Below are 14,789 nucleotides of genomic sequence, written 5' to 3'. Positions count from 1 at the left end.
CGTTCCGCGCCAATCAGCCGAAATCGGCTTCGATGACCGCGCGGGAACGCTTCCGGCAAGACATTCAGAAAGGACCATTGGCCATGGTCAGCTTTGGCGGCCTCGCCCGCAAGATTTTCGGTTCCTCGAACGAGCGCCGCGTGAAATCGTACAAACCGCAGGTTCAGGCGATCAATGCGCTCGAAGAGAGCATGAAGGCGCTTTCCGACGAGCAGCTTGCCGCCAAGACCGTCGAGTTCCGGCAGGAGATCGCAAACGGCAAGACCGTGGACGACCTGATCGTGCCTGCCTTCGCCGTCGTGCGCGAAGCAGCCCGCCGGTCGCTCGGCCTGCGTCCCTTCGACGTCCAGCTCGTCGGCGGCATGATCCTCAACAGCAATGCCATCGCCGAAATGAAGACCGGCGAAGGCAAGACGCTGGTCGCGACGCTTCCCGTCTATCTCAATGCGCTGAACGGCCGCGGCGTCCATGTCGTTACCGTCAACGACTACCTGGCGCGGCGCGACTCCCAGATCATGGGCCGCCTCTACGGCTTCCTGGGCCTCACCACCGGCGTCATCGTCCACGGTCTTTCGGATGAGGAACGCCGCGAGGCCTATGCCTGCGACATCACCTACGCCACCAACAACGAACTCGGCTTCGACTATCTGCGCGACAACATGAAGTTCGACCGCGGCCAGATGGTGCAGCGCGGCCATGCCTTCGCCATCGTCGACGAAGTCGACTCCATCCTGGTCGACGAGGCGCGCACGCCGCTGATCATTTCCGGTCCGCTCGACGACCGCTCCGACCTCTACAACGCCATCGACGCCTTCGTGCCGCTGCTGTCGCCGGAGGACTACGAGATCGACGAGAAGCAGCGCTCGGCCAACTTCTCCGAAGCCGGCACCGAGAAGCTCGAAAACCTGCTGCGCGAGGCAGGCCTGCTCAAGGGCAATTCGCTCTACGACGTCGAAAACGTCGCCATCGTCCACCATGTCAACAATGCGTTGAAGGCCCACAAGCTGTTCCAGCGCGACAAGGACTATATCGTCCGCAACAACGAAGTCGTCATCATCGACGAGTTCACCGGCCGCATGATGCCGGGCCGCCGCTATTCGGACGGCCAGCACCAAGCGCTGGAAGCCAAGGAAAGAGTGCAGATCCAGCCGGAAAACCAGACGCTGGCCTCGATCACCTTCCAGAACTATTTCCGCATGTACGACAAGCTGGCCGGCATGACCGGCACGGCCTCGACGGAAGCGGAGGAATTCGCCAACATCTACGGCCTCGACGTCGTCGAAGTGCCGACCAACCTGCCGATCAAGCGTATCGACGAGGACGACGAGGTCTACCGGACGGCGGAAGAGAAATACAAGGCGATCATCGCCGAGATCCGCGAGGCGCAGAGCCGCGGCCAGCCGCTGCTGGTCGGCACGACCTCGATCGAGAAGTCGGAACTCCTGGCCGAAATGCTCAAACAATCCGGCTTCAGCGGCTTCCAGGTTCTTAACGCCCGCTATCACGAGCAGGAAGCCTATATCGTCAGCCAGGCCGGCGTTCCCGGCGCCGTCACCATCGCCACCAACATGGCCGGCCGCGGCACCGACATCCAGCTCGGCGGCAATATCGACATGCGTCTGGAGCATGAACTGGCCGGCATGGAAGCAGGACCCGAGCGTGACGCCAAGGAAGCGGCGATTCGCGAGGAGGTGCAGCAGCTCAAGCAGAAGGCGCTCGCCGCCGGCGGTCTCTACGTCATCGCCACCGAGCGCCACGAAAGCCGCCGCATCGACAACCAGCTGCGCGGCCGTTCCGGCCGCCAAGGCGACCCCGGCCGCTCGAAATTCTACCTGTCGCTCCAGGACGACCTGATGCGCATCTTCGGCTCGGACCGCATGGATTCGATGCTGCAGAAGCTCGGTCTCAAGGAAGGCGAAGCCATCGTCCATCCCTGGATCAACAAGGCGCTGGAACGCGCCCAGAAGAAGGTCGAGGCGCGAAATTTCGACATCCGCAAGAACCTGCTGAAGTATGACGACGTGCTGAACGACCAGCGCAAGGTGATCTTCGAGCAGCGCATCGAACTGATGGATGCCGAGGATCTGACCGAAACCGTCGCCGACATGCGCCACGAGGTCATCGAGGGTCTTGTCTCGCGCTATATCCCCGAGCGCGCCTATGCGGAACAGTGGGATGCCGAGGGCCTGCGCAACGCCATCCGCGAAACGCTGAACATGGACCTTCCGGTGACCGACTGGGCGAAGGAAGAGGGCATCGGCGACGAGGAAATCCGCGAACGCATCCTCGCCGCCACCGATGCCGCAGCCGCCGACAAGGCCGAGCGCTTCGGCCAGGAAATCATGACCTATGTCGAGCGCTCGATCCTGTTGCAGACGCTCGACCTGCTGTGGCGCGAGCATATCGTCAACCTCGACCACCTGCGCTCGGTCATCGGTTTCCGCGGCTATGCCCAGCGCGACCCGCTGCAGGAATACAAGTCTGAAGCCTTCGAGCTGTTCCAGTCGCTGCTGCACAACCTGCGACAGACGGTCACCACCCAGCTTGCCCGCGCCGAACTGGTGCGCGAGGCCGCCGAGGTGCCGCAGCCGCAGCTTCCTGATATGGAAGCCCATCATTTCGATCCGCTGACCGGCGAGGACGATTTCGGCGGCCAGACCATGTATGCCGCCGAGGAAGTGGTGGCGGTCGAGGACCGCAACCCGCAGGATCCCGCCACCTGGGGCCGCGTCGGCCGCAACGAGCCCTGCCCCTGCGGCTCCGGCAAGAAATACAAGCATTGCCACGGCGCCTATGAATCGGCCTGACCGGCCGCATTCGCCGCGATATCGAAAACGCCGCCCCTCGGGCGGCGTTTGCATTTCGGCCTCAGGAAAAGCCGCAGGTCTTAAGCGCCTGACACCGAAGCTGAACCGATTCTTAACCGTGACACGGCATAGTGCAGGCAAGTTTTGCGTCGTCCAGGTTGTTGCGTGTCCATTATGGCGTTCATCGAAACCGCCGAAAGATTATTGCCGCCGCGGCTGCGCGGCACGGTCATGCCGCTTGTCGGCCGGATCGGCGCGGCTCTGACCGGCGACGACGAGAAGGCCGCCGCCCAGCGCATGGCGCTCACCGCCTTCGTCATTCGCGTCGTCAGCGCGGCCATCGCCTTCGTCTCGCAGATCATCCAGGCCCGCATAATGGGCGAATTCGAATACGGCATCTTCGTCTTCGTCTGGGTGATGGTCGTCCTGTTCGGCAATCTCTCCTGCCTCGGCTTTCATTCCGCCGTCATCCGCTTCCTGCCGCAATATCGCAGCCACGGGGCGCTCGCCGAAATTCGCGGCCTGACGGCGACGGCGCGTATTTTCGCCATGCTCTCGGCGAGCGCCCTGGCGCTGATCGGCTATCTCGTGATCCGTCTGATGGGCACGGCAATCGAGCCCTATTACGCCCTGCCGGTCTTCCTCGGCCTGTTCATCCTGCCGATGATCGCGCTTGGCGATGTGCTCGACGGCACCTCGCGCGCCCATAGCTGGGCGGTCACGGCGCTGAGCCCGACCTACATCATCCGCCCCACCCTTATCCTCGTCTTCAATGTCATCGCCGTCTGGCAGGGCGCGCCGCAGACGGCGGAGACGGCGATGCTCGCCGCCCTTGCCGCCACCTACGTCACCACCTGCGGCCAGTTCCTGACCGTGCGTCTGCGCCTGCGCGGCCATTATCCGCGCGGGCCGTTGAAGGTGGATTTCCCGGCCTGGTTCCGCGTCGCCGTGCCGATCTTCATGATCGAGGGCTTTGGCTTCCTGCTGACCAATTCCGACGTCATGGTCGTCGGCCTCTATCTGGACCCCGAGCAGGTCGCCATCTATTTCGCCGCCACCAAAACCATGGCCTTGGTGCAGTTCGTCTATTTCTCCGTCAAGGCCGCCGCCGCCCCGCGCTTTTCCGGGATGATCGCCGACAACGACCGGCGCGCGCTCGCAACCTTCGCCGGCGAGACGGTGCGCTGGAGCTTCTGGCCATCCTTCGCCGTCGGCCTCGGCCTGCTGCTCTGCGGCGAGTTCCTGCTGTCGCTGTTCGGCCCGGCCTTCACCGCCGGCTATCCGCTGATGGCCATCCTGTTCGCCGGCATCATGGCGAAAGCCCTGGTCGGTCCCGGCGAAGTGCTTTTGACAATGGCCGGCAAGCAGACGCTGTGCGTCTTCCTCTATGCAGGCGCGCTGACCGCCAACATCCTGCTCAACGTCACGCTGATCCCGATCTTCGGGCTGACCGGCGCGGCGGCTGCCGCCGCAGGCGCGATGATGGTCGAAGCGATCCTCCTGCATCTCGCCGTGCGCCGCGCGCTCGGCATCGTCCTGTTTGCATTCGCCGATCCCCTGGCGCTCATGAACGTGAAGAAGGCTGCCTGACCATGGTGCGACCGCCCGCCTACAGCGAAAGCATGAACAGCAGCGACAATCGCATGGTCGGCGAACTCGCCTCGCCCGGCCGCAACCGTCCGCTTGCCGATATCGAGCTGCCGGTCGGCCGTCCCGGCCGCGATCTCTGCCTCTATCCCGCCGCCATGGGTTACGACCTGCAGGAGGAATTCGATTTCCTCGGCAACCGCGCCATGGAGCCGAACGTCTTCTTCTCCGGCCGCTTTCTCGCGCCTGCCATGCCGCGCCTTGACGAGCGCCAGATCCGCGTCGCGCTGATCCGCGACACCGGCAACGGCCGCAACCGCCTGCGCCTGCTGATGCCCTTTTCGGTCGAAAAGCCGGGCTTCGCCGTGGGGCCGTCGATCGTGCGCGTCTGGTCGAACCCGTTCGGGCCGCTCGGCACGCCGCTGGTCGATGCCGAGGACGCAGCGGAAACGCTTGACAATCTCCTGGAAGCCATGGGGCGGCGCCAGTGCGGCCTGCCGCCGATCCTCGTCTTTCCCGACATCCGCCTGAACGGCCCCTTCGCTACCATGCTCAAGGCCATCGCGCTTGGCCGCAACCTGCCGGTCGATACGACCGGCCAGTTCCAGCGGCCGATGCTGCAAAGCTTTCAGGACGGGGAGGCCTATCTGAAGCATGCCGTTTCCAAGGAGCATCTGCGCGAAATGAACCGCCAGTGGCGGCAGCTCGAAAGCCTGGGAACACTGTCCTACACCGTCTCGCGCCAGCCCTCCGAGATCCGCTGGCGGATGGAGGAATTCCTGGCGCTGGAGGCGAGCGGCTGGAAGGGCGCCAAGCGCACGGCGATGATCGTCGACCGCTACCGCGCCGCCTTCGCCCGCGAGGCGATCACCAATCTCGCCGAGACCGATGCGGTGCGCATCCACACGCTCGACCTCGACGGCAAGGCCATTGCCGCCATGGTCGTCTTCCTGATGAACGGCGAAGCCTATACCTGGAAAACCGCCTACAACGAGACCTATAGCCGTTTTTCGCCCGGCAAGCTGCTGGTCGCGCGCCTGACCGAATGGCATCTCGATGACGCCAACATCCTGCGCACCGACAGCTGCGGCGTGCCCGACCATCCGGTCATGAGCCGACTGTGGGAAGAGCGCGAGGAGATGGGCACGCTGGTCGTCGGCCTGCACCAGAACGGCGACCGCGACGTGCGCCAGGCCTCCGCCCAGCTTCACCTCTACCGCAACACCCGCAACGTCGCTCGCCTGCTGCGCGAAAAGATCATGTCGCTGGCGGGGCGCTGATTACGCCGCATCGGCGGAGCAGGCCGCCGCCCGCGCCCGCAATTCACGGCGGATGATCTTTCCGGTCGTCGTCATCGGCAGGGCATCGACGAATTCCACCTCGCGCGGATATTCGTGCATGGAGAGCCGCGTCTTGACCCAGCCGCTGATCTCGCTCGCCAACGCATCGCTCGCCACATGGCCGGGGGCCAGCACCACATAGGCCTTGACGATCTCGGTGCGCAGCGGATCGGGCTTGCCGATGACGGCGGCAAGCTGCACCGCCGGATGGCCGAGCAGGCAATCCTCGATCTCGCCGGGGCCGATCCGATAGCCGGAGGAGGTGATGACGTCGTCGTCGCGGCCGAAGAACTCGACATAACCTTCCGCATCCTGCCGGCCCTGGTCGCCGGTCAGCATCCAGTCGCCGGAAAATTTCGCCGCCGTCGCCTCCGGCGCGTTCCAGTAGCCGAGGAACATCGACGGCGAGGAACGATGGATGGCGATCTGGCCAATTTCGCCCGCAGGCACCGGTTTGCCATCCGCATCGAGGATTGCCACCCGGTGCCCCGGGACCGGCTTGCCGATGGCTCCGGCACGGCTGATGCCATAGGTGACCGAGGAGGACAGCACGAAATTGCACTCCGTCTGTCCATAGAATTCATTGACCGTCAGCCCGAGCGCGGATTTTGCCCATTCATAGGTCTCACGTCCGAGCGATTCCCCGGCCGAGCCGACGGTGCGCAAAACCAGATCGTATTTTTCGCGCGGACGCTCGACCGCCGCCAGCAGCCGCAATGCCGTCGGCGGAATGAAGGCATTTCTCACCTTCATCTCCGCCATGATGCGGAACGCCATCTCGGGATCGAATTTCTGCGCCGGCGAGGAAACGACCGGGACGCCGAGCAGCAACGCTGGCAAAAGCGCGTTCAGCAAGCCACCCGCCCAGGCCCAGTCCGAGGGCGTCCAGACCTTGTCACCCGGCTGCGGCAGGCCCTGATGGGCGAATTGCATGCCCGGAATATGGCCGGCAAGCACCCGGTGGCCATGCAGCGCCCCCTTGGGCGCGCCCGTCGTGCCCGAGGTAAAGATCATCAGCGCCGGATCGTCGGGCCTGGAGGCAACCGGTCTCGCCAACGGCGCATGCGACAGCAGCCCCTCGAAGGACAGTGCCCCCTCGCCTTCGGCCTCGACGAGAATGACGTGCTTGAGACCCGGCAACCGCTCGCGAATGGTTTTCAGCCGTTCCCAGCCGAAGGCATTGGTGACGATCGCCGTCGCGCCCGAAACCCTCAGCCGATATTCCAGCGCCTCGACCCCGAACAGAAGCGCCAGCGGCAACGCAATGCCACCCATCTTATAGATCGCCACATGGGCGATGACAGTGGCAAAACTCTGCGGCAGGAGCAACGCGACCCGGTCACCGCTGAGAACGCCGAGATCGACGAGCGCACCGGCAAAGGCCGAGGACCGCGCCGCCAATTCGCCATACCGCATCTGCAGGTGCCGGCCATCCGGCTGGAAATGCTCCAGACAGACCCGCTCGGGAGAATGTGCCGACCAGGCATCGCTGACGGCGACGCCCATGTTGAAATCAGCGGGAATGTCCCAGACGAAATCGCGATAAAGCGCGTCGTACCGGTCTCGGGAAGGCAATTGCATTGGTGTTCACCCTGTCCTGCCCCAAGAATCTAGCATTTTCGCCGAAGGGCTGACAATGCAATCTTTCGCACTTGCGAAGCCAATTGGATTGCTATTCGCAATTGCAAACAATCAATGAGGATGCGATCAAAGGGTATCGTGGCAACCTCGAACCCAAAGGGCTAGCAAGGTCACCCGGCCGTCCGGCGCCCCTCTGGAGCGCAGCGATCGAAGATCGCGACAGCGCGAAGAGAAAAGATGGTGCGGGTGGTCGGGGTCGAACCGACACTCCTTTCGGAACCGGATTTTGAGTCCGGCGCGTCTACCAATTCCACCACACCCGCACGGCATGATTTTCGTGCGCGACTATACAAACCGAAAGCGCCGGGTCAACCGTCCATTCGGCAAATTGTGCCGCATCGCGAAAAAATCCGGGGCGATGCTCACGAAAAGTTTTCGCGCCCGTGACCGGATGGCGCAAGCGGGCGGCATTTACAGGGCCGCCGGCCCTGCCTAAAAGCAGGAGCGCCACGAAGCGCAACGACAGGCAGGACAAGCGAAAGGTCTTTTCCATGGCAGCCACCGCCGATACTCGCATGACGACCCTTGCCGCCGGCCTGCTGACGCTCGGCATGGCGGTCACCGTCGGTTCGGCGCTCGGGTTTCAATATATCGGCGGTTATATCCCCTGCGCGCTCTGCCTGATGGAACGCCAGCCCTATTATTACGGCATTCCGGTCGCGGGCCTCGCCTTCATCTCGTCGATTGCCGGCGCGCCGGCCTGGGTGACGCGGCTCCTGCTGGCGATTGCGGCGATCCTGATGATCGTCGGCGCCGGCATGGGCGTCTATCATTCCGGCGTCGAATGGAAATTCTGGGAAGGCCCCTCCACCTGCTCGACCACGGCAAGCGGCGTCACCACCAATGCCGGCAGCCTGCTCGACGACCTCAATACGGTCCACGGTCCGTCCTGCACGGATGCCGCGGCGCGGTTCCTGGGTCTGTCCTTTGCCGGGTGGAACGTGATCGCCAGCCTGGTGCTGGCGGCGATTGCCGTCGTCGGGCTCCGCGCCCGTCGCTGAAGCCTCAGGAGGGCAGCAATTCGCTGTCCCAGTAGAGATAGTCGATCCAGCTTTCGTGCAGATAGTTCGGCGGGAAGCGCCGGCCGTTATTGTGCAGATCCTGCACTGTGGGACGATAGGGTTTCTGGTGCGGATGCATGCCGGCCTGCTTCGGAAGCTTGCTGCCCTTGCGCAGATTGCAGGGCGCGCAGGCGGCCACGACGTTTTCCCAGGTGGTTTCGCCGCCATGGGCGCGGGGTATGACGTGATCGAAGGTCAGGTCGTCGGGCGAGCCGCAATACTGGCACTCGAAACGGTCGCGCAGGAAGACGTTGAAACGGGTGAAGGCCGGGTTGCGCGACGGCTGCACATAGGTTTTCAGGCAGACGACGCTCGGCAATCGCATCGAAAACGACGGCGAGGAGACCGAATGCTCGTATTCGGCAATGATGTTCACTCTGTCAAGAAAGACCGCCTTGATCGCGTCCTGCCAGGACCATAGCGACAAGGGATAATAACTCAGGGGCCGGTAGTCGGCGTTCAGGACGAGCGCCGGCAGGGCCTGGGGTGAGACTGCAATCGTCAACGGGCACTACTCCTCGTACGATTCGGCATCTGCTCATTTTATATTAGGCGCGTCGTGACAGGATTGTGAAGCCTGATTCGGCGGGGTGGCCTATCAACCGAGCGGCAAAGCGTCGCGGCGCATCATCTTCGCATAATACGCCCAAAACAGCCGCGCCGCTACCGAGCGCCAAGGCGACCAGGACGCCGAAAGCGCCGCCACCCGCCGCTGGTCCGGCCGAGGGTCGATGGCGAAGGCATGGCCGACCGCCGCGCGCAACGCCACGTCGCCCACCGGAAAGATATCCGCATGGCCGCCGCAGAACATCAGATAGACCTCGGCGGTCCAAGGGCCGATGCCCTTCAGCGCCGTCAGGGCCGCAATCGCCTTCGGCGCCGGCAGTTCGCGCACGGACAGCAGATCGATCTCGCCGCGATGGGTTGCCTCCGCCAGCGAGGCGAGTGTCGCCGCCTTGGCCCGCGACAGACCGCAGCCGAGCGCCTGTTCGAGGCTCAGCGCCCGATATTCGGACGGCGTGATGGCGATCCCGAGGCTTTCGATTCGCGCCCAGATGGCATTGGCGCTGGCGCGCGACACCATCTGCGACACGACGATCTGCGCCAGCCCGGCAAAGCCGGGCTCCGCAAGGCGCAACGGCACGGGGCCTGCGGCCTCGATCACCGGCAGCAGGCGCGGATCGATGCGGCCGAGCGCCGCAAGCCCCGCCTCGATCTCCCCCATGCCGCGAATGATCGTCATGCCTGCCTTCCTTGCGTCCCGCTTTGCTTTGTCGCATTTCCGAACGCAAAGCCGGGCTCCACTTTTCCTGGAAATGCTTTCGTGGCAGAAGAAACCATGCCCGCCGCCGCCCGTCAAAGCCCCGTCTTCCGTTTCGCCCCCAGCCCCAACGGCCCCTTGCATCTCGGCCACGCGCTCTCGGCCTTCCTGAACCGCGACATGGCGGCTGCGACGAATGGTCACCTGCTGCTGCGCATCGAGGATATCGACCTGATGCGTTGCACACCCGAATTCGAGCGCGCCATTCTCGACGATCTCTCCTGGCTGGGCATCGCCTATGAGCGCCCGGTGCGCCGCCAGTCGGAGCATTTCGACACCTATGCGGATGCGCTGGAAAGGCTGAGGGCGATGGATCTGGTCTATCCCGCTTTCATGACCCGCGGCGAGGTCAAGGCGCATGTGGCCGCCTATGAGGCGAAGACGGGAGAAACATGGCCGCGCGACCCGGACGGCTCGCCCCTCTATCCGCCGCTCGACCGGCAGAGATCCGCCAGCGCGTGCGCCGCCCTGATGGCCGCCGGCACCAGACATGCATGGCGGCTGGACATGGACCGCGCCGCGCCGCTTGCCGGAAACGGCCTCGCCTGGAGCGAAACCGGCGATGGCGAAACCGGCCGTCTCGCCGCCGAGCCGCGGCGCTGGGGCGATGTCGTGCTGTCGCGTTCGGATGCGCCGTCAAGCTATCATCTTTCGGTGACAATCGACGACGCGCTTCAGGGCGTGACGCATGTGGTGCGCGGCCTCGACCTTTTTCATGCCACCTCGGTGCATCGGCTGCTGCAGGCTCTGCTCGGCCTGCCCGAGCCGGTCTATCACCACCACCGGCTCATCCTCGGCCCGGACGGGCGCAAGCTGTCGAAGAGCCTCGACGATACCGGGCTCGCGATCCTGCGTGAAAACGGGGCTTCAGCCGCCGATATCCGCCGGCTCGTCGGCCTTTGACGTCTTCTCCTCGCGTTCGGCGTCGAACAGGCGCACCGCGACCCGCTCGCGTACGCGATATTTCAGCAGCGCCGCATTCAGCTCGGCGCCGAGCAGGAAGATCACGCCGATCATGTAGAGAAAAACGATGACGATCATGATCGAGGCAAGGCCGGCATAGGTCGCGGTATAATTGGCGAAGGTCGCGATGTAATAGGCGAAGATCAGGGCGCCGATGGTCCAGGCCAGCAGCGTCGCGAGAATGCCGGGCAAGACGTCGAGAATGCCGCGCCGCCCGGCCGGCAACCACAGGTGCGAGACCAGCAGCCCGGCGACCAGAACGAGGATCGTGCCGTAGACGCTCCAGCTCGATACGGTCTCTAGCGTTTCCGTCAGCCAGGGCATCCGCCGCTCCGTGAAGCGCAGCGCCACCGGCACCGCCACCAGTGCCGTGCTGATCGCGGTAAAGATCATCACCGCGATGACGACGTAGCCGAGGCTGGCGAGGCGGGTGACATACCAGGCGCGCGTTTCCGGCTGGCGATAGGCACGGTTGAGCGCGATGCGCACCGCTTCCACCCCGTTCGAGGCGAAATAGGCGGCCGCCAGCACCGAGATGGTCAGCAGGCCGCCGCGCGGCGTGGTCAACACCTGCTGGACCTGGTCGGAAATCGGCTTGGCGATGGCTTCCGGCCAGGTGTCGAAGATCAAATGCACGGCGGTATCCGAAAACTGGTCGGCGCCGAGGAAATTGGCAAGCGCGGTGCCGAAGATCAGGAAAGGGAAGACGGCAAGCAGGATGGACAAAGCCACATGGCTCGCCATCGCCCATCCGTCGTCCTCGGCGAAATGGTAGAAAGCATCGAAGGCCACCCGATAGGCCATTCGCAGAACTTTCCCCATTCGTCCTCCGCCGTCGCGCATGCTGTTCGCTTCAAGATAGGCCGATTCTCGACCGGCCGATTGTCAGTCCGGAGGGAATATGGGAAAGCAACGGCAGTTTGTACAGGAATCAATCCATGACGGATCGCCGGACCATCGTCGTCACCGGATGCTCGTCGGGCATCGGCGCCTATTGCGCAGGCGCCCTCAAGCGCGACGGATGGCGGGTATTCGCGACCGTGCGCCGCGAGGAGGACCGCGATGCGCTGGAGTCGCAGGGCATCGAGAGCTTCCTGATGGACTATACCGAGGCCGATACGATTTCGGCGCTGGTGCGCGACGTGACCGAACGCTCCGGCGGGCGCATCGGCGCGCTGTTCAACAACGGCGCCTATGGCCAGCCAGGCGCGGTCGAGGACCTGCCGACGGATGCGCTGCGCGCCCAGTTCGAAACCAATGTCTTCGGCTGGCACGAGCTGACGCGGCAGGTCATCCCCTTCATGCGCCGCCGGGGCGAGGGCCGCATCGTGCAATGTTCCTCCATCCTCGGCCTGGTGCCCTATCGCTATCGCGGCGCCTATACCGCCTCCAAATTCGCCCTCGAAGGCCTGTCGGTGACGCTGCGCATGGAGCTGGAAGGCAGCGGCATCCATGTCAGCCTGATCGAGCCCGGCCCGATCGCCTCGCGGTTTACCGCGACGGCGCTGAAGCATATCGAGGCGGTGATCGATCTCGAAAACTCGGCCCACGCGGAAGAATATCGCCGCCAGCTCGCCCGGCTGAACGGCACCGGGCCGGTCAACCGCTACAAGCTCGGCCCCGAGGCGGTCTACGCGGCGCTGAAGCATGCCTTGACCGCACCGCGCCCGCGCCCGCATTATCCGGTCACCATCCCCGCCAGACGCGGCGTCGCGCTGAAGCGCCTGCTGCCGGCCGATCTTTTCTATCGCATCCTGCGCCGCTTCGATTGACGGCGTCATCCCAGAAAGGCAGTTCGTTCCGATGTCCAGCTTCATGACGATTCTGACCCTCGCGGTCATGGGCCTCGTCGCCATCGTCCTCATTCGCGGCCTGTTCAACATGATGAAGGGCGGCGATGCCAATCGCTCTAACAAGCTGATGCAATTGCGCGTGCTCTTGCAGGCGATCGCCATCGCGCTGATCATGCTGACCCTGTGGCTGACGGGCGGCGGGCGCAGCTAGAGCATTTCCAGCCGAAGCGGAATCGCTTCGGCGTCGGACAATGCGAAAATGCTCCAGGCGAACGAAGGGGAGGCAGATGGTCAAGCTCAACAAGATCTACACCCGCACCGGTGACGACGGCACGACGGGGCTGGTTACCGGCCCGCGCCGCCGCAAGGACGATCTCAGGGTCGAGGCCTATGGCACGGTCGACGAGACCAATTCCTGCATCGGCCTGGTCCGGCTGCACACGGCCGGGAACGCCGCGCTCGACGCCATGCTGGAGCGCATCCAGAACGACCTCTTCGATCTCGGCGCCGATCTCGCCACCCCCGAAACCGACGAGCCGCCGGCCTATGAGCCGCTACGGATAGCGCAGGCGCAGGTGGATCGGCTGGAACGGGAAATCGACCTGCTGAACGCCGACCTGCAGCCGCTGAAATCCTTCGTCCTGCCGGGCGGCACGCCGGCCGCCGCCGCCTTGCATCTCGCGCGGACCGTCTCGCGCCGCGCCGAGCGCATCATGGTGTCGCTGGCCAAGACCGAGGGCGAAAAGGTGAGCGCACCGGCGTTGAAATACATCAACCGCCTGTCGGATTTCCTGTTCGTCGCCGCGCGCAGCGTCAATGACGGCGGGCGCACGGATATTCTTTGGATTCCGGGCAAAAATCGCTAGATAAAGGACAGGGCGCGAGAAGAGCCGGAGGGCGCATGTTCATACCGCTGCACGATACGAACACGCTCAAGCATATCCGCATGCAATATGTGACGATCTCGCTGATCGTCGTCAACGTGCTGACCTGGCTCTATACCGGCTTTGCCGCACCGGAAACGGTGACGCAGGCGGCAACCGTCGGGCTCGGTTATATCCCCGCCGTCGCCTTCGATTATGCCTATCTGCCGCCTGACATGACGCTGGTGCCGGAGGCGGCGACCTATATCACCTATGCCTTCCTGCATGGCGATTTCTGGCACCTGGCCAGCAACATGGTGTTCCTCTGGGTGTTCGGCGACAATGTCGAGGATGCGCTCGGCCATGTGCGTTACCTGATCTTCTACCTGCTCTGTGCGGCCGGCGGCGCCTTTTTCCATGGGATATTGCTGCCCTCCTCGGAAGCGCCGCTGATCGGCGCCTCGGGGGCGATTGCCGGCGTGGTCGCGGCCTATGTCATCCTGCATCCGCGCGTGCGGGTCTGGGTACTGGTGCTGTTTCGGTTTCCCCTGCCGCTGCCGGCCTTCGTGCCGCTGTTGTTCTGGGTCGGGCAGCAATTCGTCATGCTGGTGATCGATCCGGATGGCGGTGTCTCCTGGGGCGCCCATGTCGGCGGCATCATCACCGGCACGATCCTGGTGCTGATCCTCAAGCGCCGCGACGTGCCGCTGTTCGACCGCACGCTGGTGACACCCAAGGCGGTGCGCCGCGACGAGGCGCCGCGAACGTCGCCTGAGACAAAAATGCCGCCCCGCTGGGGCCGCGGCTGACCGCGCCGACCTGCCGGTTCCTCCCACAAAGCGCCGATCTGCGACAAGAGACCCGTTGTGTTTGGAGGAAAAACGCGTATCCATGTCGCCAAACGACAATCATAAGCCTGTTTCGAGGGGCATGTTCCAGCAGGCATCGTTGAAGGAAGGACTCCATGAAGATTCTGGTACCCGTGAAGCGCGTTGTTGACTACAACGTGAAGATCCGCGTCAAGGGCGACGGTTCGGGCGTCGAGCTTGCGAATGTGAAGATGTCGATGAACCCGTTCGACGAGATCTCCGTGGAAGAGGCGCTGCGGTTGAAGGAAGCCGGCAAGGCGTCGGAAGTGGTGGTGGTGTCGATCGGCCCGGCCAAGGCCGAGGAAACGTTGCGCACGGCGCTCGCCATGGGCGCCGACCGCGCCATCCTCATCGAGACCGACGAGACGGTCGAGCCGCTGGCCGTCGCCAAGCTGCTGAAGGGCGTTGCTGACGCCGAACAGCCGGGCCTGGTGATTGTCGGCAAGCAGGCGATCGACGACGACTCGAACCAGACCGGCCAGATGCTGGCGGCGCTGACCGGCTGGGCGCAGGGCACCTTTGCCTCCAAGGTCGAGATCGGCGA

15 protein-coding genes and 1 tRNA gene are annotated in these 14,789 nt (G+C 64.2%); 10 read left to right on the top strand and 6 right to left on the bottom strand.

The features are described 5' to 3' along the window. Positions 1 to 83 precede the first annotated feature (83 nt). The 3 genes from secA to P7F60_RS28650 all read left to right on the top strand — a co-directional run bounded on the left by secA (position 84) and on the right by P7F60_RS28650 (position 5,674). Positions 84 to 2,807: a preprotein translocase subunit SecA gene (gene secA / locus P7F60_RS28660; protein ID WP_277920954.1), complete on the top strand. Its 2,724-nt coding sequence runs from the start codon at positions 84 to 86 to the stop codon at positions 2,805 to 2,807. 174 nt (positions 2,808 to 2,981) lie between these two features. Then, complete coding sequence (locus tag P7F60_RS28655) at positions 2,982 to 4,397, top strand: lipopolysaccharide biosynthesis protein (protein WP_277920953.1); 1,416 nt, start codon at positions 2,982 to 2,984, stop codon at positions 4,395 to 4,397. 2 nt (positions 4,398 to 4,399) lie between these two features. Next, positions 4,400 to 5,674, top strand: a complete 1,275-nt coding sequence (locus P7F60_RS28650; protein ID WP_277920952.1) for a GNAT family N-acetyltransferase — start codon at positions 4,400 to 4,402, stop codon at positions 5,672 to 5,674. On the opposite strand, the gene P7F60_RS28645 is transcribed toward P7F60_RS28650, so the two are convergent. The 3 genes from P7F60_RS28645 to P7F60_RS28635 form a co-directional block, all read right to left on the bottom strand. Next, positions 5,675 to 7,315 carry an AMP-binding protein gene (locus P7F60_RS28645; protein ID WP_277920951.1) on the bottom strand — a complete coding sequence of 547 codons (1,641 nt, stop codon included), beginning with the start codon at positions 7,313 to 7,315 and terminating at the stop codon, positions 5,675 to 5,677. It abuts the gene before it with no gap. Between the two features lie 238 nt (positions 7,316 to 7,553). Then, positions 7,554 to 7,638 (bottom strand) — tRNA-Leu (locus tag P7F60_RS28640). Continuing rightward, on the bottom strand, positions 7,617 to 7,868 hold the full coding sequence (locus P7F60_RS28635; RefSeq protein ID WP_277920950.1) for a hypothetical protein: 252 nt from the start codon (positions 7,866 to 7,868) through the stop codon (positions 7,617 to 7,619). The genes P7F60_RS28640 and P7F60_RS28635 overlap by 22 nt, the downstream gene beginning before the upstream one ends. On the opposite strand from P7F60_RS28635, the gene P7F60_RS28630 reads away from it, so the two are divergent. Then, on the top strand, positions 7,867 to 8,376 hold the full coding sequence (locus P7F60_RS28630; RefSeq protein ID WP_277920949.1) for a disulfide bond formation protein B: 510 nt from the start codon (positions 7,867 to 7,869) through the stop codon (positions 8,374 to 8,376). The genes P7F60_RS28635 and P7F60_RS28630 overlap by 2 nt on opposite strands. Positions 8,377 to 8,380: 4 nt before the next feature. Here the strand turns inward: P7F60_RS28630 and P7F60_RS28625 are convergent, their stop codons facing one another. Next, on the bottom strand, positions 8,381 to 8,941 hold the full coding sequence (locus P7F60_RS28625) for an HNH endonuclease (protein WP_277920948.1): 561 nt from the start codon (positions 8,939 to 8,941) through the stop codon (positions 8,381 to 8,383). A gap of 93 nt (positions 8,942 to 9,034) precedes the next feature. Continuing rightward, positions 9,035 to 9,679: a DNA-3-methyladenine glycosylase gene (locus tag P7F60_RS28620; RefSeq protein WP_277920947.1), complete on the bottom strand. Its 645-nt coding sequence runs from the start codon at positions 9,677 to 9,679 to the stop codon at positions 9,035 to 9,037. A gap of 96 nt (positions 9,680 to 9,775) precedes the next feature. On the opposite strand from P7F60_RS28620, the gene gluQRS reads away from it, so the two are divergent. Then, positions 9,776 to 10,660, top strand: coding sequence for a tRNA glutamyl-Q(34) synthetase GluQRS (gluQRS, locus tag P7F60_RS28615; protein ID WP_277920973.1), 885 nt, complete (start codon positions 9,776 to 9,778; stop codon positions 10,658 to 10,660). Here the strand turns inward: gluQRS and P7F60_RS28610 are convergent. After that, entirely contained in the window at positions 10,625 to 11,542 is a 918-nt protein-coding gene (locus P7F60_RS28610) for a YihY/virulence factor BrkB family protein (protein ID WP_277920946.1), read from the bottom strand. The genes gluQRS and P7F60_RS28610 overlap by 36 nt on opposite strands. Before the next feature lie 116 nt (positions 11,543 to 11,658). On the opposite strand from P7F60_RS28610, the gene P7F60_RS28605 reads away from it, so the two are divergent. From P7F60_RS28605 to P7F60_RS28585, 5 genes are all read left to right on the top strand, one after another. Continuing rightward, positions 11,659 to 12,492, top strand: a complete 834-nt coding sequence (locus tag P7F60_RS28605; RefSeq protein ID WP_277920945.1) for an SDR family oxidoreductase — start codon at positions 11,659 to 11,661, stop codon at positions 12,490 to 12,492. Between the two features lie 31 nt (positions 12,493 to 12,523). Then, the gene (locus tag P7F60_RS28600) at positions 12,524 to 12,724 is read left to right on the top strand and encodes a twin transmembrane helix small protein (RefSeq protein ID WP_277920944.1); all 201 of its coding nucleotides are present in this window, start codon (positions 12,524 to 12,526) and stop codon (positions 12,722 to 12,724) included. Between the two features lie 76 nt (positions 12,725 to 12,800). Next, positions 12,801 to 13,379 carry a cob(I)yrinic acid a,c-diamide adenosyltransferase gene (locus P7F60_RS28595; protein WP_277920943.1) on the top strand — a complete coding sequence of 193 codons (579 nt, stop codon included), beginning with the start codon at positions 12,801 to 12,803 and terminating at the stop codon, positions 13,377 to 13,379. A 35-nt stretch (positions 13,380 to 13,414) separates the two neighbouring features. Further along, a complete protein-coding gene (locus P7F60_RS28590) occupies positions 13,415 to 14,185 on the top strand; it encodes a rhomboid family intramembrane serine protease (protein WP_277920942.1) in 771 nt (256 codons plus the stop codon). Between the two features lie 155 nt (positions 14,186 to 14,340). Further along, positions 14,341 to 14,789 (top strand): electron transfer flavoprotein subunit beta/FixA family protein (locus P7F60_RS28585; protein WP_277920941.1); only part of this gene is annotated, 449 nt, incomplete at its 3' end.

The sequence above is a fragment of the Rhizobium sp. YJ-22 genome (assembly GCF_029601685.1).
Classification (GTDB): Bacteria; Pseudomonadota; Alphaproteobacteria; order Rhizobiales; family Rhizobiaceae; genus Metarhizobium.
This window is presented reverse-complemented; position numbering and strand designations above follow the sequence as displayed.